The organism is Acidimicrobiia bacterium (assembly GCA_036396535.1).
Classification (GTDB): Bacteria; Actinomycetota; Acidimicrobiia; order Spongiisociales; family UBA5794; genus DASWKR01.
Window position 1 is genome coordinate 1 of record DASWKR010000031.1, and the last position, 26420, is coordinate 26420.

At 67.1% G+C, this 26420-nt stretch carries 20 protein-coding genes; 17 read left to right on the forward strand and 3 right to left on the reverse strand.

Annotated elements, in window-relative coordinates; translation table 11 throughout:
• The 10 genes from VGC47_05525 to VGC47_05570 form a co-directional block, all read left to right on the forward strand.
• Positions 1 to 293 (forward strand): His/Gly/Thr/Pro-type tRNA ligase C-terminal domain-containing protein (locus VGC47_05525; protein ID HEX9854755.1); only part of this gene is annotated, 293 nt, incomplete at its 5' end.
• Positions 294 to 331: 38 nt separating this feature from the next.
• Positions 332 to 2953: an alanine--tRNA ligase gene (alaS, locus tag VGC47_05530; protein ID HEX9854756.1), complete on the forward strand. Its 2622-nt coding sequence runs from the start codon at positions 332 to 334 to the stop codon at positions 2951 to 2953.
• A complete protein-coding gene (ruvX, locus tag VGC47_05535) occupies positions 2950 to 3369 on the forward strand; it encodes a Holliday junction resolvase RuvX (GenBank protein HEX9854757.1) in 420 nt (139 codons plus the stop codon). Before alaS ends, ruvX begins: the two co-directional genes overlap by 4 nt.
• A complete protein-coding gene (gene mltG, locus VGC47_05540; GenBank protein HEX9854758.1) occupies positions 3366 to 4487 on the forward strand; it encodes an endolytic transglycosylase MltG in 1122 nt (373 codons plus the stop codon). Before ruvX ends, mltG begins: the two co-directional genes overlap by 4 nt.
• Complete coding sequence (gene aroE, locus VGC47_05545) at positions 4484 to 5302, forward strand: shikimate dehydrogenase (GenBank protein ID HEX9854759.1); 819 nt, start codon at positions 4484 to 4486, stop codon at positions 5300 to 5302. Before mltG ends, aroE begins: the two co-directional genes overlap by 4 nt.
• Before the next feature lie 146 nt (positions 5303 to 5448).
• Positions 5449 to 7128 (forward strand): ATPase, T2SS/T4P/T4SS family, encoded by a 1680-nt coding sequence (locus VGC47_05550; protein ID HEX9854760.1) that lies wholly within the window; start codon positions 5449 to 5451, stop codon positions 7126 to 7128.
• Positions 7125 to 8666 (forward strand): PilT/PilU family type 4a pilus ATPase, encoded by a 1542-nt coding sequence (locus VGC47_05555; protein HEX9854761.1) that lies wholly within the window; start codon positions 7125 to 7127, stop codon positions 8664 to 8666. Before VGC47_05550 ends, VGC47_05555 begins: the two co-directional genes overlap by 4 nt.
• 24 nt (positions 8667 to 8690) lie before the next feature.
• Positions 8691 to 9947, forward strand: coding sequence for a type II secretion system F family protein (locus tag VGC47_05560; GenBank protein HEX9854762.1), 1257 nt, complete (start codon positions 8691 to 8693; stop codon positions 9945 to 9947).
• Between the two features lie 118 nt (positions 9948 to 10065).
• Positions 10066 to 10578, forward strand: coding sequence for a prepilin-type N-terminal cleavage/methylation domain-containing protein (locus VGC47_05565; GenBank protein ID HEX9854763.1), 513 nt, complete (start codon positions 10066 to 10068; stop codon positions 10576 to 10578).
• A 141-nt stretch (positions 10579 to 10719) separates the two neighbouring features.
• The gene (locus VGC47_05570; protein ID HEX9854764.1) at positions 10720 to 11493 is read left to right on the forward strand and encodes a prepilin peptidase; all 774 of its coding nucleotides are present in this window, start codon (positions 10720 to 10722) and stop codon (positions 11491 to 11493) included.
• Between the two features lie 511 nt (positions 11494 to 12004).
• Here the strand turns inward: VGC47_05570 and VGC47_05575 are convergent.
• Entirely contained in the window at positions 12005 to 13369 is a 1365-nt protein-coding gene (locus VGC47_05575) for an FAD-binding oxidoreductase (protein HEX9854765.1), read from the reverse strand.
• A 772-nt stretch (positions 13370 to 14141) separates the two neighbouring features.
• Here VGC47_05575 and VGC47_05580 point away from each other — a divergent pair.
• Positions 14142 to 14918 (forward strand): methyltransferase domain-containing protein, encoded by a 777-nt coding sequence (locus tag VGC47_05580; GenBank protein HEX9854766.1) that lies wholly within the window; start codon positions 14142 to 14144, stop codon positions 14916 to 14918.
• A 38-nt stretch (positions 14919 to 14956) separates the two neighbouring features.
• Here VGC47_05580 and VGC47_05585 read toward each other — a convergent pair whose 3' ends face one another.
• Positions 14957 to 17050 (reverse strand): ATP-binding protein, encoded by a 2094-nt coding sequence (locus tag VGC47_05585; GenBank protein HEX9854767.1) that lies wholly within the window; start codon positions 17048 to 17050, stop codon positions 14957 to 14959.
• 268 nt (positions 17051 to 17318) lie between these two features.
• Here VGC47_05585 and VGC47_05590 point away from each other — a divergent pair, with 268 nt between their 5' ends.
• On the forward strand, positions 17319 to 18323 hold the full coding sequence (locus VGC47_05590) for an EamA family transporter (GenBank protein HEX9854768.1): 1005 nt from the start codon (positions 17319 to 17321) through the stop codon (positions 18321 to 18323).
• A gap of 103 nt (positions 18324 to 18426) precedes the next feature.
• Here VGC47_05590 and pckA read toward each other — a convergent pair whose 3' ends face one another.
• Entirely contained in the window at positions 18427 to 20025 is a 1599-nt protein-coding gene (gene pckA / locus VGC47_05595) for a phosphoenolpyruvate carboxykinase (ATP) (protein HEX9854769.1), read from the reverse strand.
• Positions 20026 to 20142: 117 nt separating this feature from the next.
• On the opposite strand from pckA, the gene VGC47_05600 reads away from it, so the two are divergent.
• The 5 genes from VGC47_05600 (at position 20143) to VGC47_05620 (ending at position 26378) form a co-directional block, all read left to right on the forward strand.
• Positions 20143 to 21771, forward strand: a complete 1629-nt coding sequence (locus VGC47_05600; GenBank protein ID HEX9854770.1) for a TrkA C-terminal domain-containing protein — start codon at positions 20143 to 20145, stop codon at positions 21769 to 21771.
• Between the two features lie 45 nt (positions 21772 to 21816).
• Positions 21817 to 22833: an LLM class flavin-dependent oxidoreductase gene (locus tag VGC47_05605; GenBank protein ID HEX9854771.1), complete on the forward strand. Its 1017-nt coding sequence runs from the start codon at positions 21817 to 21819 to the stop codon at positions 22831 to 22833.
• A 52-nt stretch (positions 22834 to 22885) separates the two neighbouring features.
• A complete protein-coding gene (locus VGC47_05610; protein HEX9854772.1) occupies positions 22886 to 24040 on the forward strand; it encodes a dihydrodipicolinate synthase family protein in 1155 nt (384 codons plus the stop codon).
• A gap of 150 nt (positions 24041 to 24190) precedes the next feature.
• A complete protein-coding gene (locus VGC47_05615; GenBank protein ID HEX9854773.1) occupies positions 24191 to 25447 on the forward strand; it encodes an aminotransferase class III-fold pyridoxal phosphate-dependent enzyme in 1257 nt (418 codons plus the stop codon).
• A gap of 64 nt (positions 25448 to 25511) precedes the next feature.
• A complete protein-coding gene (locus VGC47_05620) occupies positions 25512 to 26378 on the forward strand; it encodes a hypothetical protein (GenBank protein HEX9854774.1) in 867 nt (288 codons plus the stop codon).
• Positions 26379 to 26420 lie beyond the last annotated feature (42 nt).

Here is a 26420-nt window from a genome sequence, read left to right on the forward strand (position 1 = left end):
TGGTGGCGATGTTCGACGCCGACAGGGGCTCGGACCACATCGCGGTGGCGGCCGAGCTCCGGCGCGCCGGGCTGTCAGTCGAGCTGTACCCGGATGCTCGCAAGCTCTCCGCCCAGCTCAGATACGCCGACCAGCGGGGGCACCGGGTCGCCGTCATCATCGGCCCCGACGAATGGGAGACGGCAACCGGCCAAGTGAAAGACCTGGTCACGGGGGCTTCCACCCGGGTCGCGCGAGCGGCGCTCGCCGGTGAGTGCCTTCGGATACTGTCCGGTGGGCCCGCCCCGACCTGAGGGGCCGGCCTCCTGCCGCGGGTAACCTCTCAGCCTCCATGGACATCACGACCATCCGGAAGCGTTTCGTCGACTTCTACGCGGCGCGCCAGCACGTCGTCGTCCCGAGCGCCTCGCTGATCCCTGCCGATCCGACCCTGCTCCTCACCAACGCCGGCATGGTCCCGTTCAAGCCGTACTTCCTCGGTGAGGAGAAGGCGCCGTACGAGAGGGCGGTCACCATCCAGAAGTGCGTGCGAACCATCGATGTCGACATCATCGGGACGACCGCCCGCCACCTCTCGTTCTTCGAGATGATGGGCAACTTCTCCTTCGGCGACTACTTCAAGGAAAAGGCCATCCCGTGGGCGTACGAGCTGGTGACCGAGCAGTTCGAGCTCGATCCGGAGAGGCTGTGGTTCACGGTCCACGAGACAGACGACGAAGCGGCCGAGATCTGGCTCGACGGCGTCGGCATCCGCCCCGATCGGCTGCAACGCACGGATAGGGACAACTTCTGGCAGATGGGGGTGCCGGGCCCATGCGGACCATCCTCCGAGATCTTCTACGACAAGGGCGCGTCGTACGGTCTCGATGGGGGCCCCGTCGTCGACGAAGAGCGGTTCATGGAGCTCTGGAACCTCGTGTTCATGCAGAACATCCAGGACGAGCCGTACCACGTCGTCGGCGACCTGCCGGCGAAGAACATCGACACGGGCGCCGGCCTGGAGAGGGTCGCCACGGTGCTCCAAGCCGTCGAGTCGGTCTTCTACACCGACGGCCTCCGCTCGGTCGTCGCATCGGCGGAGGGGGCTACCGGTGCCCGCTTCGGGAGCTCGGAGCGCACCGACGTGAGCCTGCGAATCATGGCCGACCACGCCCGGTCCGTGTCGTTCCTGATGGCGGACCACGTCGTCCCGTCGAACGAGGGACGAGGCTACGTGCTGCGCCGCCTGTTGCGGAGGGCCGTCCGCCACGCGTCGCTCCTCGGCGCAGACGACATGGTGATGCCCCGGATGATCGCCGCCGTCGTCGCATCCGTGGGAGAGGCCTATCCCGACCTGAGAGCCAAGCAGGACGCCATCAGCGAGATGGCCGCCCGCGAGGAGAGCCAGTTCCGCCGCACGCTCCAATCAGGTCACCAGCTCCTCGACGCCGAGCTCGATGGGATGGGCGAGGGCGATGTCCTGCCGGGGGCGACGGCCTTCAAGCTCCACGACACGTACGGCTTTCCGCTCGAGCTGACGGAGGAGATCCTGTCGGAGCGCGGCCTCCAACTCGACAGGGAGGAGTTCGAGAGGATGATGACCGTCCAGCGTGAGCGCGCCCGGGCCCACTTCAGAGGAGGCGACGCCGCCGCCCAGGCCGATGCTTACCGCGCCTTGCTCGCGGGCGTGGATGCGACGGAGTTCATCGGATACATCGACGAGGCCGGTACGGGCCGCATCTTGTCGATCGTGCGAGAGGGAGAGGTCGTGGAGTCGGCCGAGGCGGGCCAGGAGGTCGAGGTATTCCTGGATCGCACGCCCTTCTATGCCGAGTCCGGCGGTCAGGTCGGCGACATCGGCACCATCGCGACGGAGACGGGCGAGATCCGGGTGGCCGACACGCAGCACGCCGTCCAAGGAGTCCATGGCCACCGTGGGCGCATCGCACGCGGGATCGTCGCCGTCGGCCAGGAAGCCACTGCCGAGATCGACCACGAGAGGCGCGAGCACATCAGGAAGAACCACACCGGGACCCATGTGCTCCACTGGGCGCTCCGAGAGGTGATCGGCGACCACGCCCACCAGGCAGGCTCCCTCGTCGCCCCCGACCGTTTGCGGTTCGACTTCAGTCACTTCACCGCGACGGCGCCCCAGGAGCTCCTCGAGGTGGAACGGGCCGTCAACGAACGGATCATCGCCAATGCCCAGGTCAGGACCGTCGAAGCGTCCAAGGAGGAGGCTCAGGCGATGGGTGCGCTCGCCTTCTTCGGTGACAAGTACGGCGAGAGGGTCCGGGTCGTTCAAGTCGGAGGTTTCTCCATCGAGTTCTGCGGGGGTACCCACGTCGCCACCTCGGGCCAGGTCGGTCCCCTGGTGCTCATCTCCGAAGGCTCGGTAGCCGCCAACACGAGGAGGATCGAGGCGCTCACCGGGACTGCCGCATACCTCCACCTCGTCGAGCTGCGCTCGACGCTCGAGAGGGCTGCAGAAGTGCTGCGGGCGCAGCCCGGGCAGCTCGTCGACGCCGCCGAGGCCCTCACGGTGCGGCTCGAGGAGCAGGAGGAGCGCCTCGCCCGGTTCGAGGCGAGAGCGACGTCGGACACCGCCGCGGCTCTCGCCGAGCAGATCGAGCACCTCGGGGAGCGCCAGCTCATCGTGGCTGGTCGTCCGGGGCTCGACGGAAAGGAGCTCAGGGCGCTCGCCATCCAGCTGCGGGACCGCATGACTTCCGGAGTGGGCGTGGTCGGCTCCGTCGACGACGGCAAGGCCGCGCTCATCGCCTTCGTCACGCCCGACCTCGTCGCCGATGGCGTGTCCGCGGGCGATCTCGTCGCCGAGGCTGCCCGGATCGTCGGCGGCGGGGCGAGCCGCGACCCCTCCCTCGCCCAGGCGGGCGGTCCTCGCGGCGACGAGCTCGAGAGCGCGCTCGGGGCGGCGCTCGCCGCCGCCAGGGAGGCGTTGGGGGGTCGATGACGACAGGACGCGTCATGGGGATCGACCCCGGAGAGCGGCGGGTCGGCATCGCATTGAGCGACCCCCTCGGTATCATCGCCCAACCGCACGCCGTGCTCGACAGATCCGAAGGAGACCTGCTCGGGAGGCTGCGCGGGCTCGTCGAGGAGCATGAGGTCACGGAGATCGTCGTGGGATTGCCGGTATCGCTTTCAGGCACGGAGGGGGCTGCCGCGGTCGCCGCACGGCAGCTGGCGACCTCGTTGGAACAGTTCGGGCTGCCGGTGCGGCTGCACGACGAGCGTTTCACGACGGTCGAGGCCGAGCGGGCCCTGCTGGCCGGCGACGTCAAGCGCTCTGCGAGGAGGACCAAGAGAGACATGGTCGCCGCCGCCGTCATGCTGCAGAGCTATCTGGACTCGCGGAGCACACGATGACCGGTCGGCTCGATTACCGCACCGAGCAGGAAGGCCCGCCGCCGCGCAACGTGGGCGCCTCGTTCGTGAAGGCCGGCGTTTCGATCGTGATCGTGATCGTCGTTCTGGCGGCAGGAATCTCGGCGGCCCGCCGCCTCGCCGATGCGGTGTCACCGACCCCGGGCGGAGGCGACGCGGTCGCCTCGGGGCAACAGGTGACGGTCGACGTGCCGCCCGGCTCGTCTGCCAGGGCCATCGCCCTGCTGCTCGAGGAACAGGGCGTCGCCACCGCCGCGGACTTCGAGCGGGCCGCCCGCAACTCCGGCCAGGCGGACTCGCTGCAAGCCGGCCGCTACCTGGTGCTCACCGGAACAGACCCCGACGAGCTCGTCGCCATCTTCGTCGCAGGGCCGCCGGACGAGGGGAGTTACCGCGTCACGGTGATCGAGGGCCTGAGGATCGAGGAGATGCTCGGCGCCCTGGCGGAACAGTCCCAATACGAGCTCGACGACTTCGCCAACGCCCTCAGGGCCGGCGAGGTGTTCTCCCCGCTCCTGCCCGCCGAGGCACCCGAGGGTTCCGGCGATCTGGCGAGGTGGGAGGGGCTCCTCGCTCCCGACACCTACGAGTTCGACGTCGTCGCCACGCCCGAGGACATCCTGCAACGACTCGCCACCACGCTGACCGACAGGGTCAGGGCGGTCGACTGGTCTGCACTCGAGGAACGGGGGCTGACCGAGTACGACGGGCTCGTCGTCGCATCGCTCATCGAGCGGGAGGCCAAGCTGGACGACGACCGCCCGCTCATCGCCAGTGTCATCGTCAACCGGCTCGACGGCGATATCGCGCTCCAGATCGACGCGACGGTCATCTACGCCCTCGGAGAGAACCCGGGCAGGGTGCTCGAGGACGACCTGGCGGTCGAGTCTCCGTACAACACGTATCTCAACACCGGTCTGCCGCCTACCCCCATCAGCGGCGTGCGGAACGCCTCCCTGCTGGCGGCGGCGAACCCGGCGGACACCGCCTACTTCTACTACGTGGTGGTGTCGGCGGACGGGCGCCACGGCTTCTCGGAGACCCTCGACGAGCACAACGCCAAGGTTGCCCAGGCGAGGGCGGACGGGATCATCCCGTGAGGCTGGCGGTGCTCGGCGACCCGATCGCCCACTCGCTCTCTCCCGCGATCCACGCCGCCTTCCTCGCAGCGGCCGACATCCCCGGCACCTACACGGCGCGCCGGGTCGATGCCTCCGGCATGGTGGAGGCCATTGCCGAGGTACGAGGCGGGATGCTCGACGGCGCCAATGTGACGATGCCCCACAAGCAGTTGGCGTCGCGGCTGGCCGACCGGGTCTCGCCGCTGGCCGCCCGGACGGGCGCCGTGAACACGTGGACCCGCATCGGCGGTGAGGTGGCGGGACACAACACTGACGTCGTCGGGTTCCTGGCTGCGTGGAAAGCTGCCGGGCTGCCCGACGAGGCTCCGGTGCTGCTGCTCGGGGCCGGCGGCGCCGCGGCGGCCGCCGCGGTGGCGCTCGACGGGAAGCGGCTCGTGGTCTCTGCCCGGCATCCGGACCGAGCGGCCGAGATGCTGCGCCTCGTGAGGGTGCCGGCTGAGACCGCCCCGTGGGGAGAACCTGTGCCGGGGGCGGTCGTGGTGAACGCCACGCCGGTCGGGCGCCATGGCGAAGAGCTCGCGGACGCCGTTCTCGCAGAAGCCTCAGGGCTCCTCGACATGGCATACGGTCGAGCGGCCACCCCGGCGGTGGCCGGTGCGAGAGCTCGTGGCATCCCCGTCGCCGACGGGGCGACCATGCTCGTCGCCCAAGCGGCCGAGTCGTTCCGACTCTGGACGGGCCGGATCGCAGCGATCGACGCCGCCATGGCGGCGGTCGAGAGGGCGCTCGGCGGCGACGAGACCCGATCGACGCCGCCTCCGCCCTCGTCCTGACCCGGGTCCGGCCTCGGCGGCGACGTCGGCCGGACAGCTCTGACCCGTTGGGAGGCAAGGCGAAAGCCTCAAGGGGCCATTTTCGGGTGCCGATGTTCGGTCGTGACAGACGACTCGTGCTCTGACCCTGTTCCTCAGGAGGTTTCGTGACGACCGATGCGAAGTCGCTCGGTGTCATGCTCGTCGAAGAGGGTCTGGTCACCGACGATGACCTGACGATGGCTCTCCACGAGCATCAGGAGACTGGGGCAACCCTCCAAAACATCCTGCTTGCCGATGGCCTCGTCGGAGAAGGTGACCTGGCCCGCGCCGTGGCGCGCCGTAGCGGCGTGCCGTTCGTCGACCTCGAAGAGATCAATGTCGACCCCGCCGCGGTGGCGCTCGTACCAGAGCACCTGATCCACCGGTACACGGTGTTGCCGATCGGATTCGACGGCGGCAGCCTCGTGCTCGCCATGGCCGATCCGACGAATGTCCTCGCCATCGACGACGTCAGGTCGGCTTCCAGGCACAAAGTGACCACCAGGCTGGCAACCGCCTCGGCGCTCCTCTCGGCGATCAGGGCCCAGGCGAGGTTCGACGACTCGGTGTCGGATCTGGCCGAGTTCGCCACCGAGGAGATCGAGGAGCCGGACGGGATCGGCCCGCTGGAGACCGCCGCCGAAGAGGCGCCCGTCGTCAAGCTCGTCAACTCGGTGATCGCCAGGGCGGTCGGTGAGCGGGCCTCCGACATCCACATCGAGCCGGGGGAGAAGGACCTGCGGATCCGCTTCCGCATCGACGGCGTCCTCCACGAGGTGATGACCACGCCTCGGGCCGTCGCCAGCGCCGTCGTGTCACGCGTGAAGATCATGTCAGAGTTGAACATCGCGGAGCGGCGCATCCCTCAGGACGGGCGGGTCAGCCTCAGGGTCGCCGGTAGGGCCATCGACGTGCGCACCGCGACCCTCCCCGGCATCCACGGCGAGAAGGTGGTGATGCGGATCCTCGACAAGAGCCTCGGGGTTCCCTCGCTCGACGACCTCGGCTTCGACCCGTACAACCTGGCGAGATACGAGTCTTCGTACACCAAGCCGTACGGCGCCATCCTCGTGACGGGACCCACCGGATCCGGCAAGACGACCACGCTCTACTCGACCCTCGACATCCTCAACCAGGAAGAGGTGAACATCATCACGGTCGAGGACCCGGTCGAGTACCGCCTGCCCGGGATCACGCAGGTGCAGGTCAACCGCAAAGCGGGCCTCCTCTTCGCCAACGCCCTGAAGTCGATACTCCGTTCCGACCCCGACATCGTGCTCATCGGCGAGATCCGCGACAGGGAGACGGCTGCCATCGCAACCGAGGCCGCCCTCACCGGCCACCTCGTCCTCTCGTCGCTGCACACCAACGACGCCGCATCTGCGATCGGGAGGCTGACGGACATGGGCGTCGAGCCGTTCCTGGTGTCGTCGGCGATCGACGCCGTGCTCGCTCAACGCCTTGCCAGGGTTCTGTGCGGGCGGTGCCGCGAGGCGTACGAACCGGACGATGAGTTGCTCACCGGCGTCGGGTGGGACTTCGAGCGGCTTCCCAAACCGCCGCTGATCTACCGGGCAGCCGGATGCGGCCAGTGCTCGCAGACGGGCTACCGAGGCCGGACCAGTGTGAACGAGGTGATGCTCGTCACCGAGGAGATCCAGAGGCTCACGATCGACAGGAGATCGTCCGACGAGGTGCGGGGCGCCGCCATCGAGGCGGGGATGCAGACCCTCCGCCTCGACGGCCTCGCCAAGGTCGCCAACGGCGTCACGTCGCTCGAAGAGATCCTCCGGGTGGTCGTATGACGGACGCGGCGACGACGGCGCGCACCGACAGGGCACTTGGCGAGCTCCTCGTCGAGCGGCGCCTCCTGTCGCACGCCGCGTTGGAGGGGCACTTCATCGCGGCGAGCACCCAGGGTGTGCCTCTGAGCCGCATCCTCATCAAGTCCTCGAGCAGGCACGACGCAGGCGTGCTGGCCGTCGTCGCCGCTCATCTGTCCGTACCGTTCTTCGACCTCGCCGCCGGAGGCGTGGTCCCCGACGAGGAGGCGCTCGAGGCGCTGGCGCCTGACGTGGCGAGGTCGAACAGAGCGCTCCCGATCACGATCGACCCGAGTGGCGGGCTCGTGGTGGCCGTCGCCGATCCACTCGACGAGCTCGCACGCGACTCGCTCGTCGCCGAGACGGGGCGCGATGTGGTGCTCGGCCTGGCGCCCGGCGAGGCGCTCGATGCGGCCATCAAGCAGGCGTATGCGGGCCACCGACCCGTTGGCGGCGACATCACCGAGGTGACGGTACCGACGCTGCTGGCCGAGCTCATGGACCGCGGCGGGTCGGATCTGCACCTCACTGCCGGAACGTTCCCCCAGATCAGGGTCGACGGCAATCTCGTTTCGCTCGAGCACCACACCGTGCTCACCCCTGCCGACGTCCACGATCTCCTCGACCCGCTGATGACGTCATCGCACCGGCTCACTCTCGAGCAGGAACGCGAGCTCGACTTCTCGCACCCGATCCATGGCACGGGACGGTTCAGGGTGAACGTCTCCTACCAGCGCGATTCGCTCGGGGCGGTCATGCGGGCGATCCCGGACGAGATCATGTCGGTCGAGGAGCTCGGGCTGCCCAAGGTGATGGCGTCGTTCGCGCAGGCGCGCCAGGGGTTCGTTCTGGTGACGGGCCCCACGGGCGCAGGCAAGACGACGACGCTGGCGGCGCTCATCGACCTGGTGAACACGACACGCCACGACCACATCGTCACCATCGAAGACCCGATCGAGTTCATGCATCGCCACAAGAAGTCGATCGTCAGCCAGCGCGAGATCGGCTCGGACACCAAGAGCTTCACCGGGGCCTTGAAGCACGCCCTCCGCCAGGACCCCGACGTGATCCTCGTCGGCGAGATGCGCGACCTGGAGACGATCGCGGCGGCGATCACCGCCGCAGAGACAGGGCATCTCGTGTTCGCGACGCTTCACACCAGGAGCGCGTCGCAATCGATCGAACGGATGATCGACGTCTTCCCTGCCCATCAGCAGTCCCAGGTGCGTGTCCAGCTGGCCGGCTCGCTCAACGCCATCGTCTCGCAGCAGCTCGTCAGGAGAGCCGACGGCAAAGGGCGCGTGCCCGCCGTGGAAATCCTCGTCGCCACCGGGGCGATCAGGAACCTCATCCGTGAGGGCAAGGACCATCAGATCCAGACGGCCATCCAGTCCGGTGCCCAGCATGGGATGCAGACGATGGACGCCTCGCTGGCTGCCCACCTGCGTTCCGGGGCGATCACCCGCGACGCCGCCTTCGAGAGCGCACACGACCCAGACGTCCTCACGGCGCTGCTGTAGACCTGCCGAGGAGGAGCAGACCACATGACCACCACCACGACCACACCGACGGGCGGAGTCCAGAAGTTCACGTATCGGGTTCGTGACAAGGACGGGCGGCTCCGCACCGGCGACATCGAGGGATCGAGCACCGAAGCCGTCGTGAGGGCGCTGCGCCGCCGCGGGCTCATCCCGCTCGACGTGCAGCGCAAGCAGGCGACCGGCCTGAACCGGGAGGTCACGATTCCCGGGTTCGGCCACCGCGTGAAGTCGCGCGACGTCGTGCTTTTCAGCCGCCAGTTCGCCACGATGGTGAACAGCGGGCTGTCGCTCATCAAGGCCCTGTCGGTGCTCATCGAGCAGAGCGAGAACAGGGCGCTGGCGGACGTCATCAGCCAGGTGAAGTTGGACGTCGAGCAAGGCCGCTCCCTCTCGGCGGCCCTAGAGCGCCATCCCAAGGTGTTCTCGGACCTCTACGTGGCGATGGTGCGCGCCGGCGAGATCGGCGGCGTGCTCGACGAGACGCTCAATCGCTTGGCGGACATGCTGGAGGCGAACCTGGCACTTCGTTCGAAGGTGCGCTCAGCGATGGCCTATCCGATGGTCGTCGGCGGCCTCATCCTGCTCGTGACGACGGCGATGATCATCTTCGTGGTGCCCGTGTTCACGAACCTGTACGCCGAGCTGGGGCAAGGGGCGTCCTTGCCGGTTCCGACGAGGCTCCTCGTGGGCCTCTCCAAGGCGGCGACGACCTGGTGGTGGCTTCTCGCCATCATTGCGGCGATCGGGATCTGGGCGTTCCGGAACTGGATCTCGAGCGCGGCCGGCAGGCAGGTGTGGGACGGCATCAAGCTCAAGGTCCCGGTCTTCGGCAGCCTGGTCCACAAGACGGCGCTGAGCCGTTTCTCGAGGACGCTGGCGGTGCTGAGCCGCACGGGCGTACCGATACTGCAGTCGATCGACATCGTCTCGGACACGGCGGGCAACCGGGTCGTCGCCAAGGCACTCCAGGACGTGAAGACGTCCGTTCGAGAAGGCGAGTCTCTTGCCGGCCCGCTGGAACGACACACCGTTTTCCCCCCGATGGTCGTACAGATGATGGCGGTGGGGGAAGAGACGGGAGCGCTCGACGCCATGCTCGAGAAGGTGTCCGCCTACTACGACCGGGAGGTCGACGACACGATCTCGACGCTCACGAGCCTCATCGAGCCGATCCTCATCGTCATCATGGGAGTAACGGTCGGAGCGATCTTGATCGCGCTCTACCTGCCGATATTCAACATCGCAGGACTCGTCCAGTAGCCGGTGGGCCGCAGGCCCCAAATGAGCCGTCCGCGCTCAACTATCGACCGTGGATGCCGATGACATTGGAGCGGGTCGAAGGTCGGCCCGCAGCCGTACCCACGGAGGTTCCCAACCTATGCGTACTCTGCGCGAACGGCTGGCCAAGGACGATGGCTTCACGCTCATCGAGCTCATGGTGGTGGTACTGATCATTGCAGTCCTCGTCGCCATCGCCATCCCATCGTTCCTCGGCTTCCGGGCCAGGGCTCAGGATCGTGCCGCCCAATCGGACATCAGGAACGTGCTTCTCTCCGAGAAGGCGTACTGGACCGATACCGGGGCGTTCACGGAGACCGAGTCTGACCTGAAAGGCTACGAGCCCAGCATCGAGACCAACACGACCAGCTCGGCGACTCAAGGTGTCTTCACCGACATGTCGGTCGCCTCGAACGACGACGTCGTCTGCCTGACGCAGGCGAGCGACTCCGGCAACTTCTTTGCCATCTTCGAGGACGAGACCGCAACCGGCGGCACGTACTACGGCGCCAGCGCCGGTGACATCACGTGCCCGTCGTCTGCAGCCGCAGGCGGCCCGAGCTCGACGGCAACAGTGACCTGGAGCACGGCGGGCTTCCCCGCTGCCCCGTGATGCCACTGTCGTGACGCGACCTCGAGGTCGTGGAGATCGGGGGACGAGCATCTGCTCGTCCCCCGACCTCGTATCGGATGCCACCCCGAGGCCGGCAGATCCACGGACCGTTCGACGCTCCGCTCTACGCTCCATCCGCTCATGACGACTCTCCTCGCAGCCATCGCGGCGCTCTCGGGGCTCGCATTCGGCTCTTTCATCCACGTCGTGGCTCGGCGCGTGCCTGCCAAGCTCTCCGTCGTCGCCCCCGGCTCTCGGTGCCCCCTCTGCGAGGCCCCCGTCCGGCCCCGCGACAACATTCCCGTCCTGTCCTATCTGATCCTGCGCGGCAGGTGCCGCGACTGCGGCAGGCCGATCGGCTGGAGATATCCGGCCGCCGAGATCGCCACGGCCGGGTTGTTCGCGGCAACGGTCGTGGTGATCGGGACGCGCTGGGTGCTGCCCGCCTTCTTGTGGTTCGCCGGCGTGACGATGGCGCTCATGATCACGGACCTCGACCACAAGCTCATCCCGAATCGAATCCTGTTTCCCGGCACCGCCATCGCGACGGCCCTGCTCGTCGCCGGGTCCCTGCTCGACGGCGAGCCGGGCATGCTGCTGACGGCGATCGCAGGAGCGGTTGCCTTCTTCGCGATCCTGCTGGCGCTGGCGCTCGTCGCCAGAGGAGGCTTCGGCTACGGCGACGTCAAGCTGGGCTTCCTGCTCGGGATGTTTCTCGGGTACGAGAGGTTCTCGTTCGTCCTCGCCGCGCTGCTCATCGCCTTCTTCGCCGGTGGCATCGTGTCGCTCCTGCTGGTGGTGACGAGGCTGCGGAGCCGCAAGGACGCCATTCCGTTCGGCCCATACCTCATCCTGGCCACCTACGTCGTGCTCGCCCGAGGGCCGCAGCTCATCGACTGGTACCTCAACCGCTAGTGGTGCGTCGTCCAATTGGTGACCTCGGCTCTGGACCGCCGGTCCGACGCCTGTCACTCGCACGGACGGCCACCCATACGCTGTCTCCCGCTCGGCGGGGGACCGGCGAGCGGTCGCCCTGCGACCCGAGCCGAAGGGGCCGCCTGGCAGACCGGACCAAAGGGTCCCCCTCGACTCGGCCTCCAGCGCTCATCGATCCCCCAGAAACCAGGGGATGAGCGTAAGAAGCCGAACCGAGGGACACCTGCCAACCGCACGGACGGCCACACACACGCTGTCTCCCGCTCGGCGGGGGACCGGCGAGCGGTCGCCCTGCGACCCGAGCCGAGGGGGCACCTGGCAGACCGGACCTCCGCGTGGCGACGCCGCAAACCGGGACAGCCGCTGCCCGTGGTCATCAATCCCGCGACAGACCACTAGCGAGAATCCCTTGCAGCAGCAGGGAATCTCGCTTGTTGGGGGGTCCACTGTCTCGAGGCCGGTCCGTGTTGAAACGGAGTTGGGACCGCCCTCAGCTTCCCGGGTCGATGTTCTGGTTGAGGTGGAAGAGGTTGTCGGGGTCATAACGACGCTTCACGTCTAGGAGTCGGTCGTAGACCACCCCGTAGGAGCTCCTCACCGCGTCGCTCGCTTCGTCGTCACCCAGATAGTTGACGTAACGACGCCCGCTGAAGTGTGGTGCTAGTGCCTCATAGGTGTCCTTCACCCAGAGGGTGTTCTCTTCGCTTTCGGCAGGGTCGATCCACTCCCCGGCAATCAACAGGTTGTAACTCCGCTCGCGGTGCGGAAAAGCAGTGGCGGTCGGCTCGACTCGAGTGACCTCACCGTGGAAGTGCTCCACCAACATCCCTGTCATTGGCGAAGGGCACGTCGCGAATCGCTCGATTGCCGTATCGATGAACACATCGCTCAGTCCCGATAAGAACGCAGACTTCCAATAGTTGAGGGCGCCTTGGGGGAAACCATCGTCGAGGAGAGTATTGACCACCGGATACGGCATCACACCAACCGCAACCATGGCCGGCTCTCCAAACGATTTGAGAGGCGCGAGGTCACGATCGGCCTTCGCTGGATCGCCGACATGACACACGACGAAGGCCGCCAACTTGGTGCCCGAGCCGTCTGGAGCATGCACGAGGCCGCAGAAGACGGTGAGATCGTCGCCGACGTCTTGCGTGAACTCCCGGTAGAAGCGAATCACGTCACCCGCCGCAGAGAGAGGATGGGCGATGAGCCCTCCGGTCACCATCGACAGCGTGTGCAGGTTGTACTCGAACGAGGCGGCAACTCCGAAGTTGCCACCGCCGCCGCGACAGGCCCAGAACAGATCGGAGTTCTCGTCGTCCGAGGCCGTCAGCACCTGACCGTCGGCCGTGATGAGTTCGATCGATCTGACATTGTCAACCGCCATGCCATAGCTCGACATCACCCATCCCAGCCCACCGCCGAGGGTGAGCCCGGCGATTCCGGTGCTGGAGACGGCCCCACCGGTCACGGCCAGACCGTGAAGGGCTGTGGCCCGGTTGAACTCATTCCAGTTGACACCACCTTGGGCGCGCGCGGTCTTGGCGCTCGGATCTACGTGGATGCCCTTCATCAAGGACAGGTCGATCATGAGCCCGCCGTCGGTAACGGCGCTCCCGGCAGGGTTGTGACCGCCGCCCTTGACCGAGATTTCCAGACCCTCATCGCGACCGTAGTTGACCGCGTCGACGATGTCGGCGGTGTTGAGACAACGGGCAATCACGCTGGGGTGCTTGTCAATCAGGCCGTTGTGAACTCTTCGGGCGTGGTCGTAACCGGCATCCTCGGCTGTGAGAATCGTCCCGGAGAATGCGGCGCTGAGAGCGGCAAGACCATCCGCAGGGGCGCTCATTCAATTCCTCCTCGCGATCGAGCCACTGACCCTACCCCTCCCGGCCGCCTTCGGGCTGACGGTGCTCATGATCGGTGCGGCCGTCCTGAGGACGCGCGCCAAGGACGCCCGCCGCAACGTCGTCGCCGACCTGATCCTGGCAGCCGTCGCCGCCGTGAACCGGGTGATCCAGCTACTCGCGTGATGCTCGCAAGCTCCGATGCCGGCGCTCGCTCAGGAGCGGGTCCGCTCGACAACGACGCCCGGGCACTTCGCACGGGCGACCACGCAACGGCGCGACGGCACGCCGGCTGACACCCGTTCAGCGGCTAGGCGATCCGGGGTCGGCGGATCTCTTCGCGGTCGCGTCGGCTTGGCCGCAGTCGATGCAGTCATAGGCGTCGAAGCGCCCAGCCGGGGTTCGCTGCTCGCCCCGCCCCCTCTCCCAGAGCGGGCGGGGGGCATATTCGAGGTTCTCCGACCCGCAGACACGGCAGCGAAGGCGGACGTCGCGTTCCCACGAAGCCCCGCACGCTCCGCACACCACGACGATCGTCCCGTCATCGCCGCGCTCACCGGACAAGTCCTCGCTCTCATCACAGCTCGGACAGGTGACCAACGACATCGCCTCCCCACCCTACGGTGCCATTGGGACGCTGCGCCTCGACGGCGATCCGACGCTCGTTTCGGCGTGAGCGCCGGCGGCTCCGATGAGCGGCTCTCCCTCGAGCGTGCTCGAAGAGGTACCCATAGAATCGACCAGGGCGCTCAGCGCCCACTCCAAGGCGACCACATGGACTTCTCCGGTGAAATGGCTGCGATCCAGCAGCAGTTGGCGCGATCACACGACATGAACGTCCGACGTACTCGGGTGCTCGAGACGTTGGACGCCGCCCCCGGTGAGCGCGTCCTCGAGGTGGGCTGCGGATCCGGCCTGTACCTTCGAGATGTCGGAGTCGCCGTCGGTCCCACCGGAGCCGCGGTGGGCGTCGACACGAGCGAGGACCAGGTGCGGGTCGCCGGCGCACACTGCGCAGACCTGCGACAGGTGGATGTGCGAGTCGGCGACTTGCTGGCGCTCGGCGGGCTCGGCCAGCCCTTCGACGCAACACTGTCGGTGCAGGTGCTCGAGTACGTCGCGAACGTCGCCGCGGCCGTTGCCGGGCTCGCCGATCTCACGCGTCCCGGAGGACGCTTCGTCAACGTCGCCACCAACTGGGGTGCCCTCTTCTGGACCGGAGGCAACACGGCGCTCACGGCGCGGATCGTCGCGACGTGGGATGAGCACGCCCCACATCCCAACCTCCCCGTCGCTTTGCCGTCGCTTCTGGAGACTTCCGGCTTCGGAGGCGTCCGCCAAGCTCCCGTCACCATCATCAACCGGCACTTCGATCCGAACACGTTCGGCTACGGAGCCGCCCGACTGATGGCGGCCTTCGCCCTCACCAGGGCCGACGTGAGCAGCCTGGACGTCGAGGCGTGGTTCTCCAGCCTCGAGGAGGCCGACGCCGAAGGGCGCTACTTCCTCTCGTCGGTGCCGGTGCTCACGACGGCGACACGGCTCGGCTGACGGGCCCGTCGATGTGCCCGACTGCGCAGTGACAGCCCTCAGGTGATCAGACTGTCGATGGTCCGCAGAAGTTCGACGACGATGATCGGCTTCGCGATGTACGCGTCGGCGCCCGCTTCGATGAGCTTGCGCACTTGGCCGGATGTGGCATCGGCGCTCACGACGACGACGGGGATCGAGGCCGTCGCCTCGTTCTCGCGGAGCCGACGCAGGACCTCCTCGCCGGACATGTCTGCAAGGTGTAGGTCGAGCAGCACGAGCGCCGGTTGATGCTCGGCAGCCAGCTCGACGGCGAGGCTGCCCTGCATGCACGGGATCACCGTCAGGCTCTCGCGATGGGCGATTATTCGTTCGACCAGATCGAGGTTGGCCAGGTTGTCCTCGATGTAGAGGACCTTGTGCTCCCCAGGTGCCTCCGGGCCGGCGCTGGTCGGACCGACGTGATCATTCAGTCGCTCGTGGCGCTCCACGGGGCCTTCGACGACAGGAAGCTCCACCCAAAACGTGCTCCCGACGCCGACGGTCGACTCGACACCGAGCTCGCCGCCCAAGGCTTCGGCGAGCCGCCGGGAGAGGGCCAACCCGATGCCGGTTCCTTCGACTTCGGTCTGTTCGGCCCCCAGCCGCTCGAACGGTGTGAACAGCTTCCCGAGGAGAGCCTCGTCGAGACCCGGACCGGTGTCCGTCACGCCGAGTCGCATCAGGCCGGGCTCGGAGCGCTCGCATGCCACCGTGACCCGGCCACCCGGCCGGTTGTACTTGATGGCGTTCGAGAGCAGGTTGAGGAGGATCTGCTTGAGGCGCTGCCGATCGGCGAGGGCGTAGTCATGTGATGCAAGATCGACCCTGTTCTCGATGACGACCGAGCGTTGATCGGCGGTGGGACGAACGATGTCGAGCGTTTCGGCGACGATCTCGGCCATGAGGACCGGTTCCATCGAGAGGGCGATGGTTCCCGACTCGATCCGCGATATGTCGAGCACCTCGTTGATGAGGTCGAGGAGGTGGCGTCCCGCCTTGAGGATGTGACCGACCGAGTCGCGCTCCGTCGCCGTCCGGTCCCCCATCTCCAAGAGCTGAGCGAACCCCAGGATCGAGTTGAGCGGCGTTCGCAGCTCATGGCTCATCCTCGACAGGAACTCCGTCTTCATCTGGGACGCTTCTCGTGCCGCGTCCCTCGCTGCTTGGGCGGCAGCCTCGGCCCGCCACTGCAGCCGCTGCGAGCGGACCAGCAAGGCGATCCCGACGGCGACGACCAGGAACAGAGGGATCCCGACGGCGCCGACGGCGTCGCGGATGCTGTCTGCACCCGCCTGGGCCTGGGCGACCGGGATGGCGGCAACCACCGTCCACCCCAGGGTCTCCACCTCGTGAGCCACGACCATCATGGCGGTGCCGTCGAGGTCGATCTCACCTGGGTCGCCCCGTGGGCTCAACATGGTCGATCCGATTGACAGATCCTGGATCGCAACGAGGTCTGGGGGGCGACCGCTCGGAGTGGCCAAAACCGTGCCGTGCTGATCGGCGACCCATAGCCTCACGCCCTGCACAGCAGCCACCTCGTCGACGAGCGTCTGCACGTAGTCGAGATACACCCCGGCGATGAGGATCGCCCGCGCGGGCCCGTCCGATCCACTCCCCGCCTCTCCTCTCACATACGTTGCAATCGTGAGTACGAAAGGGTTGCCGGACTGGGCCGATTGGAACGCCTCAGAGGCGTAGGTCTCGCCGGCGGAGACGAGTCCCACGTAGTAGTCCCTGTTCGCGAAGCTGTCGCCGATGAGCTCGGGGGCAGTCGGCGTACCGCGGAGCACGCCGTCCAGATCGAGAAGACCGGAACCCGCCATCCCAGCGTTGGCAGACGCAAGTGTCGCCAACTCCTCCTGGATCTCGGCGTCGTCGAAGCGGGCAGGATCGCCGCCTGCCACGGCGTCGACGAGCCCAGGCCGCGCGGCGCTCGCCTCGACCAGGGCGATGATCGCCCCGAGCCTCCCGGCGAGCAGCTCGCTCGAGAGCTCAGTGGTCAGTTGCAGCCTCGCCGATACCTCGTCCTCGACGACATCGACCGCTCGATCGGTGGTCAGTACGGCGAGTAGCACCAACGGGACGAGCGCGCAGAGCGTTGCGATCACCGCGAGCCGGATACTGCGGAACCGGTGACCGGGAGGATCCACCGTCACTTCGAGCGGGTCTCGGTCATCAGGACCCGCGGCGCCCTTGGACGCGCTCCGGGACATGCGGCACCTTACCCCCGGGGGCCAGATCGCCCCGACATCGTCGGCCCCAAAGCTCTGTCGGACTGGACTCGGAGCGGACGCGACAAAACCCATAGAGGCGCCGGTCGGTCGCGTATATGCTCTGGCGCTGGCGAGGCGAACCAGTGGTCGAGGAGCCTCGTCTTTGCAGGGTCGATCCGGCGTTCGAGACGGGAAGCCGATGGAAGCGCGCCAGCCTGGCGGGTTCACGATCGCCGCTTTCGCGGTTGCAGTGACGCTCGGAGGCGCCAACTTCCTCGCGGTGCGTTTCAGCAACCGGGAGCTGCCCCCGATCTGGGGAGCGGGGATGCGTTTCGCACTCGCCGCCGCGCTGTTCATCGTGATTGCCCGCCTCCTTCGGCTTCGCCGGCCACGCGGCAGGTTGCTGGTGCTCACCGTGGTGTACGGACTGCTGAGCTTCGCCATCTCGTATGCCCTCATGTACTGGGCCTTGGTTCGCGTCACCGCTGGGGTGGCCACGGTGGTGATGGCTGTCGTACCTCTCGTCACCCTCCTGCTGGCGACGGCACAGCGCCTCGAGCGATTGACGGGCCGGGCAGTCGTCGGCTCCGTGCTCGCCCTCGCCGGGATCGTCTGGATGACGGTCGGGCCGCAAGACGTCGACCTACCGCTGGCGCCGCTCGTGGCGATGTTGCTGGCCGCATTGTCGATCGGCGAGAGCGTCATCGTGAGCAAGAGAGTCGCCGGCAATCATCCCGCCATGACGAACGCGGTAGGCATGAGCACGGGGGCGATAGCGCTTCTGGCGATGTCAGCGATCGCCGGGGAGCAGTGGGTGATCCCCCGCCAGACGGAAGTGGTGTGGTCGGTGCTGTATCTCGTGACTCTCGGCTCGGTCGGGCTCTTCATCCTCACCCTGCTGGTGATCCGCCACTGGACCGCCTCGGCCACGTCATACATGTTCGTGCTGTTCCCGGTGGTGACGATGCTGCTCGGCGCTTGGCTGGCCGATGAGCCGATCTCGTTCCAGGGGGTCGTCGGCGCGGCGCTCGTCATGGCGGGGGTGTGGTTCGGAGCGCTCTCGCGTGCGGCTCGAGACGTCCGACGCGTCCCTGTCGGTGAAGCACCACGGGTGCGCCAGCCGGCCCGAGCGGCTCGAGGGGCTCAGACCAACTCGCCGCGACGGTAGGTTCGCACCGCGCCGGACACGTGCAGAAGACGCTGCCGAGCTCGGCGAAGCCGCCGAGGCGCGTCGACCATGGTTCGAGTTCGCCCGTGGCGACGGACGGCTCCTAGGTGTCCTTCGCTCTCGGCCCCGACTTCACCACGGACTCGTCGACTCCCTCCGCATAGGCGCCGAAGTTGGCGGCGAACATCGCCGCCAGCTTGTTGGCGTACCGATCGAACTCATCCACATCCGTCCAGGTCGATCGGGGGATCAGGAGCTCAGACGGCACGTCGGGCACCGATGTGGGCACAGAGAGCCCGAAGATGGGGTCTTCGACATACTCGACGTCGTCGAGGGCGCCTCCCAGGGCGGCATTCAGCATCGCCCTGGTGTAGGGGATGCGGATCCGGGTCCCGACGCCATGCGGTCCGCCCGTCCAGCCGGTGTTGATCATCCACACCTTGCAGCCGTGCTCGTCGATCTTGCCTGCCAGCACGTTGGCGTAATAGGAGGGCGGCAACGGCAGGAACGGCGCTCCGAAGCACGCCGAGAACGTCGCCGAAGGCTCCGTGACGCCGCGCTCCGTGCCGGCCAGCTTGGCGGTGTAGCCACTGATGAAGTAGTACATCGCTTGCTCACGGGTCAACCTGGAGATCGGCGGGAGCACACCGAAGGCGTCGGCTGAGAGGAAGACCACGTTTCGCGGATGGGGCCCCGTCATGCTGGGCTCGGCGTTGGGCAGGTGGGCGAGCGGGTAGGCGCACCGCGTGTTCTCGGTCTTCGAACCGTCCGTCCAGACCGGACGGCGGGTCTCGGGGCTGACGACGACGTTCTCGAGGATGGTCTCGAACTGATTGGCCGCCTCGTAGATGAGCGGCTCGTCCTCTCGTGACAGGTTGATGGTCTTGGCGTACGACCCGCCCTCGATGTTGAAGACGCCGTCGACGCCCCATCCGATCTCATCGTCGCCGACCATGAGCCTGGCCGGGTCGGTGGCGAGCGTCGTCTTGCCCGTCCCCGACAGACCGAAGATGACGGCTGAGTCGCCACGCTCCCGGCCGACGCTCGCCGAGGCGTGCATCGACAGGACATCTCTCTTCGGGAGCAGGTAGTTCATCACGGAGAAGACGGACTTCTTCATCTCGCCGGCGTACGTCGAGCCCCCGATGAGCAGGACCTTGTGCTCGAAGCTGATGCAGATGAACACCTCACTGCGCGTGCCGTCACGTTCGGGATCGGCGTGGAAGGTGGGGGCGTGCACGATCGTGAAGTCGGGCACGAACGCCTCGATCTCGTCTGAGATGTCGAACTTGCGGCGCAGGATGAACATGTTCCTGCAGAACAGGGAGTGCCACGGGCTCTCGGTGATGGCCCTGACGGACAGCCGGTTCTTGGGATCCGCGCCGGCGTACAGGTCTTGTACGAAGAGCTCACGTTCGCCGAGGTGCTTGCAGACCTTGGCGTAGAGGGCGTCGTAGACGTCCGGCTCCATGGGATGGTTGACGTCCCCCCACCAGATGTCGGACTCGGTGCTCTCCTCGCGGACGACATATTTGTCCTTGGGGCTGCGGCCGGTGTACGGGACGGTGTCGACCACGAGTGCGCCGCGATGAGCCAGCTCACCTTCACCGCGTCGCAGAGTGTGCTCGTAGAGTTCCGGGGACGGCAGGTCCCAGTGGACGGTGAGTGATGGTGTGATTCCGTGTACGGTCAGTGATCTCATGGGACCTCCGCAGGGTGTTGCCGCGTACAGGCTACGCGTCTCTGAGGCTCTTCCAGCAGGGTCATTCGACTCTCCCACCCGATCCGTGCTCCACCGTCGCTCGACATCTCGCCGGCGATGACTGGCCTCCTCCTCGACAACCCTCTCCTGCTGCTGTTCCTCGTGCTTGGCATCGGGTACCTCGTCGGTCGGATCACGATCGGCGGCTTCGGTCTCGGGATCTCAGCCGTTCTCTTCGTCGGACTGGCGTTCGGCGCCCTCCACGAGGACATGCGTCTGCCTGACTTCGTCTATCTCTTCGGATTGATCGTCTTCGTGTACACGGTAGGACTGTCTGCGGGGCCCGGCTTCGTCACATCGTTCCGCCACGGAGGAGCGAAGGACAACGCTCTGGTTGCGGCGGTCCTGGTGGTGGCGTTCGTCGCCACCATCGGCTGCGCCCGGCTGTTCGACATCGGCGGCTCGTTCGCGGCGGGTGTCTACACCGGTTCGCTCACGAACACACCGGCACTCGCGGCGGTACTGCAGTACGAGACCGACCGGGCCGATCCGGCCGACCTCGATCGCAGGCTGGCCGAGCCGGTCGTCGGTTACTCCGTCAGCTACCCGTTCGGTGTGCTCGGAATGGTGCTGGCCGTGTACCTCCTGCGGAGACGGCGGCCGGGGGGCGGCAGGCCGGACCAGATCGAGAGGATGATGCCGGAGGATCTCACGAACACCACCGTCGTCGTCACGGTCGGGGAGCACACCGGGATCGACCTGGCGACCCTGATGAGGGACGAGGGCTGGCGGGTGGTCTTCACCCGGCACAGGGAAGGCACCGAGATCGAGATCCCGAACGCCCATTCGGTGCTCCACCTGGGGGACCTGGTGACTGTGATCGGCGAGAGCCACGACGTCGAGGGGGTCGTCGCCTCACTCGGTGAACGGGCGAAGGTCGACCTGGCACTCGACAGGTCCGTGATCGACTACCGCCGCGTCTTCGTCTCGAACGACGAGCCGGTCGGGAGGAGGATCGCAGACCTGGCTCTTCTCGAGCGATTCGGGGCCATCGTCACGCGGGTGAGGAGGGGTGACGTCGACCGGATGGCCCGCCCGGACACGGTGCTCGAACCGGGCGACCGGATCCGCGTCCTGGCGCCGCGCGACAGGATGGCCGCGGTGAGCGCCTATTTCGGCGACTCGTATCGCAAGCTGTCCGAGATCGACGTCGCATCGTTCAGCCTCGGCATCGCCCTGGGGCTGCTCGTCGGGATGGTCCGCCTCCCTCTACCCGGTGATAGCAGCTTCGCACTCGGGCCGGCGGGGGGCCCCCTCGTCGTCGGCCTCATCCTGGGGGCGCTGCGCCAGACAGGACCGATCACGTGGCAGCTGCCGTACAACGCAGGCCTGACCGTCCGTCAGCTCGGCGCGGTCCTCTTCCTCGCGGGGGTCGGCACCCGCTCGGGACACGCCTTCGCCGAAACGCTCGGCGATGGAAACGGATGGCAGCTGCTTCTGCTCGGCGTCGCCGTAACAACTCTGGCTGCAGTCCTCGTGGTCATCGGAGGAGTGCTGGTGCTCCGGTCTCCGACCGGCGTCCTGGCAGGGGTCGTAGCCGGGTTGGTGACACAACCTGCGGTCCTCGCCTTCGCAACGGAGCAGACGGGTGACGAGCTGCCGAGCATCGGCTACGCGACTGTCTACCCTACGGCCACGCTCGTGAAGATCCTCCTCGCCCAGGCCATCGTGGTCTTCTTCCCGTAGGACGAGCTTCGGGCATGGTCGATCCGAGTGCGACGAGGTGAGTGAATGAGCGGTCCAGATCGGTTCGGTGTGTTCCTGCCGTCCTTCGTCTGGGAGAACGACGGACCCGAGCGGGCGCGCGGGATCGCCGGCTTCGCCGCCGAGGTCGAGAGCCTCGGATTCGACTCGATCTTCATCACTGATCACCTGCTTGCCGCGCAGCAGTTCTACGCGGTGTCGTTCCTCGAGCCCGTCTCGACGCTGTCGTTCGTCGCTTCGATCACGACCCGCATCCGCCTCGGTACGTCTGTGATGGTGTTGCCGATCCGAGAGCCGGTCATCCTGGCCAAGCAACTCGCCACCCTGCAGTTTCTGTCCAACGGACGCGTCGTTCTCGGGGCAGGGATAGGGTGGTATCCACCGGAATACAAAGCCACCGGGGTTCGCAAGTCGGAGCGCGGGACCCGGACCGATGAGATCCTCGACATCATCGTTCCGCTGCTCGAAGGCGAATCGGTGTCGTATGCCGGCAAGCACTACTCGATCAAGGACGTCGAGATCGAGCCGAGGTTCGCCTGGCGCCCCCCGGTGTGGATCGGGGGCGGATCCCAGCTCGCCGACTCCGAGTCCCCCGAGCTGCCTCGCTTCGCCGAGCCGGTGAAGGCGAGGATCCTGCGATCAGAGGGGTGGATCCCGCGCCCCACGTGTCCTCCGGAGGACATCGCCCGAGACTGGGAGGAGCTCCAGCAATACCTGCAGGACCACGGAAGAGATCCGGCAACACTCGCAGTCGCCCACGAGAACTTCGTGCACGTCGTGCTCACAACCGATCCGAGGAAGGCGCGCTCCGAGCAACACGAGGCCTTCCTTCGAGTCATGAGCGAGGCCCGCGGCCCCGACTACCTCGAGAAGGTCTACCTCTTCGGAACGCCCGACGAGATCATCACGTCTCTCCAGGAACGGGTCGACGCAGGCGTGCAGCGCTTCATGCTCCATACGCTGACGCCCGATCCCGGGCAGCTCGAGAACTGGATCTCCGAGATCATCCCGCATGTGCGGTTTCCCGCGGACCAGGCACAGTGACCAGCGAGCGACGCCACTCGTCGAGGTGGCCAAGCCCCGCCCCACCACCCCGATGACGCTCCAACTGCCGGCCGAAGACGGAACTCTGACTCGATGGCGGCCCTCCGGGACGGTGCTCCCGCCGCCAGAGCCCGGGGGGTTCAGCGCGCGGGTCGCCTTGGCTGCCACCCATGTCGTCGCCGATCCGTCGCCGGACCTCACCGGCGATGGCACCGCCCACCTCGATTGGGAGGCGACGCTTGCGTATCGGCACCACGTGTGGTCGCTCGGGCTGGGTGTCGCGGAGGCGATGGACACGGCCCAGCGCGGAGCCGGACTGACTTGGGAGGCGTCCAGGGAGCTCATGAGACGGACCGGCGCGGAGGCGGCAAGCGTGGGAGGGTTGGCCGTCTTCGGGGCCGGGACGGATCAACTCCCGGCATCGCCTTCCACCCAGCCGAAGATCCTCGAGGCATACCGCGAGCAACTCGAGCTCATCGAATCGCTGAGAGGCGGGGCGGTCGTGATGGCCTCGCGGGCGCTCGCCCACATGGCACGGTCACCCGACGACTACCTCGATGTGTACACCACGCTGCTCGCCGACGTAGCACGTCCCGTGATCATCCATTGGCTGGGGGACATGTTCGATCCGGAGCTGCACGGCTACTGGGGGTCGACAGATCTGTGGGCTGCGATGGAGACCGTCATCGAGCTGGCGAGGATCTGTGGACGGCAGATCGACGGGGTGAAGGTGTCGGTGCTCGACGACTCGTTGGAGCGCCAGCTCCGCCGCGCACTCCCCGCAGGAGTGCGCGTCTATACGGGGGACGATCTCAACTTCGTCGACCTCGTCGCCGGTGACGGCGACCATCACTCGGACGCCCTACTGGGGGCGTTCGATCCGATCGCTCCTGCCGCCGCCCTTGCACTTCAGGCGCTCGACCGGGGAGATGTTGCCCGCTACCGGGAGGTGTTGGAGCCGACGATTCCGCTCAGCCGCCATCTCTTCGCGCCCCCCACGTCGCACTACAAGGCTGGCGTGGTGTTCCTCGCATACCTCAATGGACACCAGGAGCACTTCCGCATGCTCTCCGGAGCGGAGAGCATGCGCTCGCTCACCCACCTGAGCCGCCTGCTCGTGCTCGCAGACGAAGCTGGTCTGCTGCGCGATCCGCCCCTGGCCGTTCACCGCATGCGACTGCAACTCGCCGCCGCCGGGATCGACTGAGGTGATCAGCTCGTCGAGCGGGTTTGCGGATGCGAGCGGCACTGGTTTGCGCTCGTCGCCGGCGCCGCGTTCCGTCTGCAGGCACCCCGTACGCCATGTAGCGTTGCCGCCATCCGAGGGACTGGAGCACCCTCGTCACGGGAGGAGATCGTGGGAGCCAAGCTCTCGCCGCTGCTGAGCCAGGCAACGAACGTGCTCGCCGTCCGAGGCCAGGGATGCCGCTTGTACGACGAGGCGGGTCGCGGGTACCTGGACTTCACGTCCGGGATCGGGGTGACGAGCACGGGCCACTGTCATCCCCACGTCGTTGCGGCTGCCCAGGCGCAGACCGCCGATCTGATCCACGGGCAGTTCACCACAGTGATGCACCCCCGCCTCTTGGAGCTGACCGAGCGCCTCGGCGACGTGCTGCCGGACCAGCTCGACTCGGTGTTCTACGCCAACGCCGGAACTGAGGCCGTCGAGGCAGCCGTTCGACTGGCTCGGCAGGCGACCCGCCGCACCAACATCATCGTTTTCCAGGGCTCCTTCCACGGCCGTACCACTGCCTCGCTGGCGATGACCACCTCGAAGACCTCCTATCGGGCCGGCTTACAGCCCCTCATGTCCGGCGTGTTCGTTGCACCGTTCCCGTACTCGTACCGCTATGGCTGGAAAGCCGAGGAGACGACGGCGTTCTGCCTCAAGGAGCTCGACTACCTGCTGGCGACGCAGTCGGCGCCCGAGGAGACGGCTGCCATCGTCATCGAGCCCGTGCTCGGCGAAGGTGGGTACGTCCCGGCGCCGCCCGGCTTCCTCGAGGGCATCGCCGAAAGGTGTCGGATGCATGGAATCGTGTTCGTGATCGACGAGGTGCAGACCGGCTTCGGGCGCACCGGCGAGTTCTGGGCGTTCGAGCACGGCGCCGCCAGGCCGGACGTGATCGTGATGGCGAAGGGGATCGCCTCGGGGTTCCCGCTGTCCGCCATCGCAGCATCCGAGGAACTGATGAGCCGGGGCTGGCCCGGCTCGCAGGGTGGGACCTACGGAGGCAACGCGGTCGCCGCCGCGGCAGCCATCGCGACGCTCGACGTCATCCGCGACGAGGCACTCGTCGGCAACGCCCACGACATGGGGACGCTGTTGCTGACGGCACTGCGCAGGCTGCAGGCGAGCCATCCGGCGATCGGCGACGTCCGCGGACTCGGATTGATGGCAGCCACCGAGTTCGTGACCGATTCGGGCGAACCGGACGGTCTCACCGCCAAGGGGGTCACTGCGGCGGCTGAGCGCAACGGCTTGCTCCTCCTGACATGCGGACCTCATGGCAACGTCGTGCGCTGGATCCCGCCGCTCATCGTCACCGAGGAAGAGATCGACGAGGGGCTGGTCGCCTTCGAGGCCGCCCTCGCAGAATCGACCGGCTGACGGATCGGCCGAACCAGCCACAAGTCACGGGAACCGCGGCCAGATCGACGATCGTCACAGCTGTATGAAGAAGCTTCTCGTCCTCGTCGCGTCCCTTTCCGTCCTGGCGACCGCATGCGGGGGGTCGTCGGACGTAACGTCCACCACCGCACCGTCCGATGAACCGACCACTACGACCACGACGGGGGCACCTGTCGAGGATGAGTCGTCCCGCCTCGTATTGCGGGTTGGTTACCGGGGCGGATTCGTTCCCATCGACTTCTTCGTGAGCCAGTCGGCCGCCTGGGAGCTGTATGCCGACGGCTCGCTCTACTTCGAGGGCGTCCTTCCCGCCATCTTCCCGGGACCCGCCTTGAGGCCTCTCCAGGTCATCGACATCGGCGATGACGTCCTCGGCGTGATGGATCTCATCGAGGACGCCGGGTTGCCGGCCATCGACCAGGAGTTCGACAACGAGGGCGCCAACTTCGTCGCCGACGCCTCGGAGACCGTCTTCCAGTATCGCGATGAGGCCGGTACCGACCACGTGCTCGGCGTGTATGCCCTCGGCTTCGATCAGCCACCCCAGGGCCGCGACGCCATCCTGATCCAGCTCGTGGACTTCCTGTCGCAGCTGGCATCTGCCGAAGGGGCCACCGAGTACGCAGGGGATCGCCTCCAAGTGTTCATCCGCGAGGGCGACCCCACCCAGGATCCGACCTCTGAGACGGTCGACTGGGCACTCCCGGTCACGCCCGCCGACTTCGCCGCCTCCGAGTACGAGGGATGGAGCTGCCTGACACTCGAAGGCGAGGATGCCGCGGCAGCTCTCACGGTCCTCTCCGAGGCCACCGAGACGACGCATTTCGATTCGGACGGCACGCTCTACGTGTCCAAGGCGCGCCATCTCCTGCCGGCCGAGGAAGGCTGCGCTCAGATCTTCGACTTCTGAGCCCGGCCGGAAAGCGCCTGGTTTAGGCTCCCTCACTCCTGC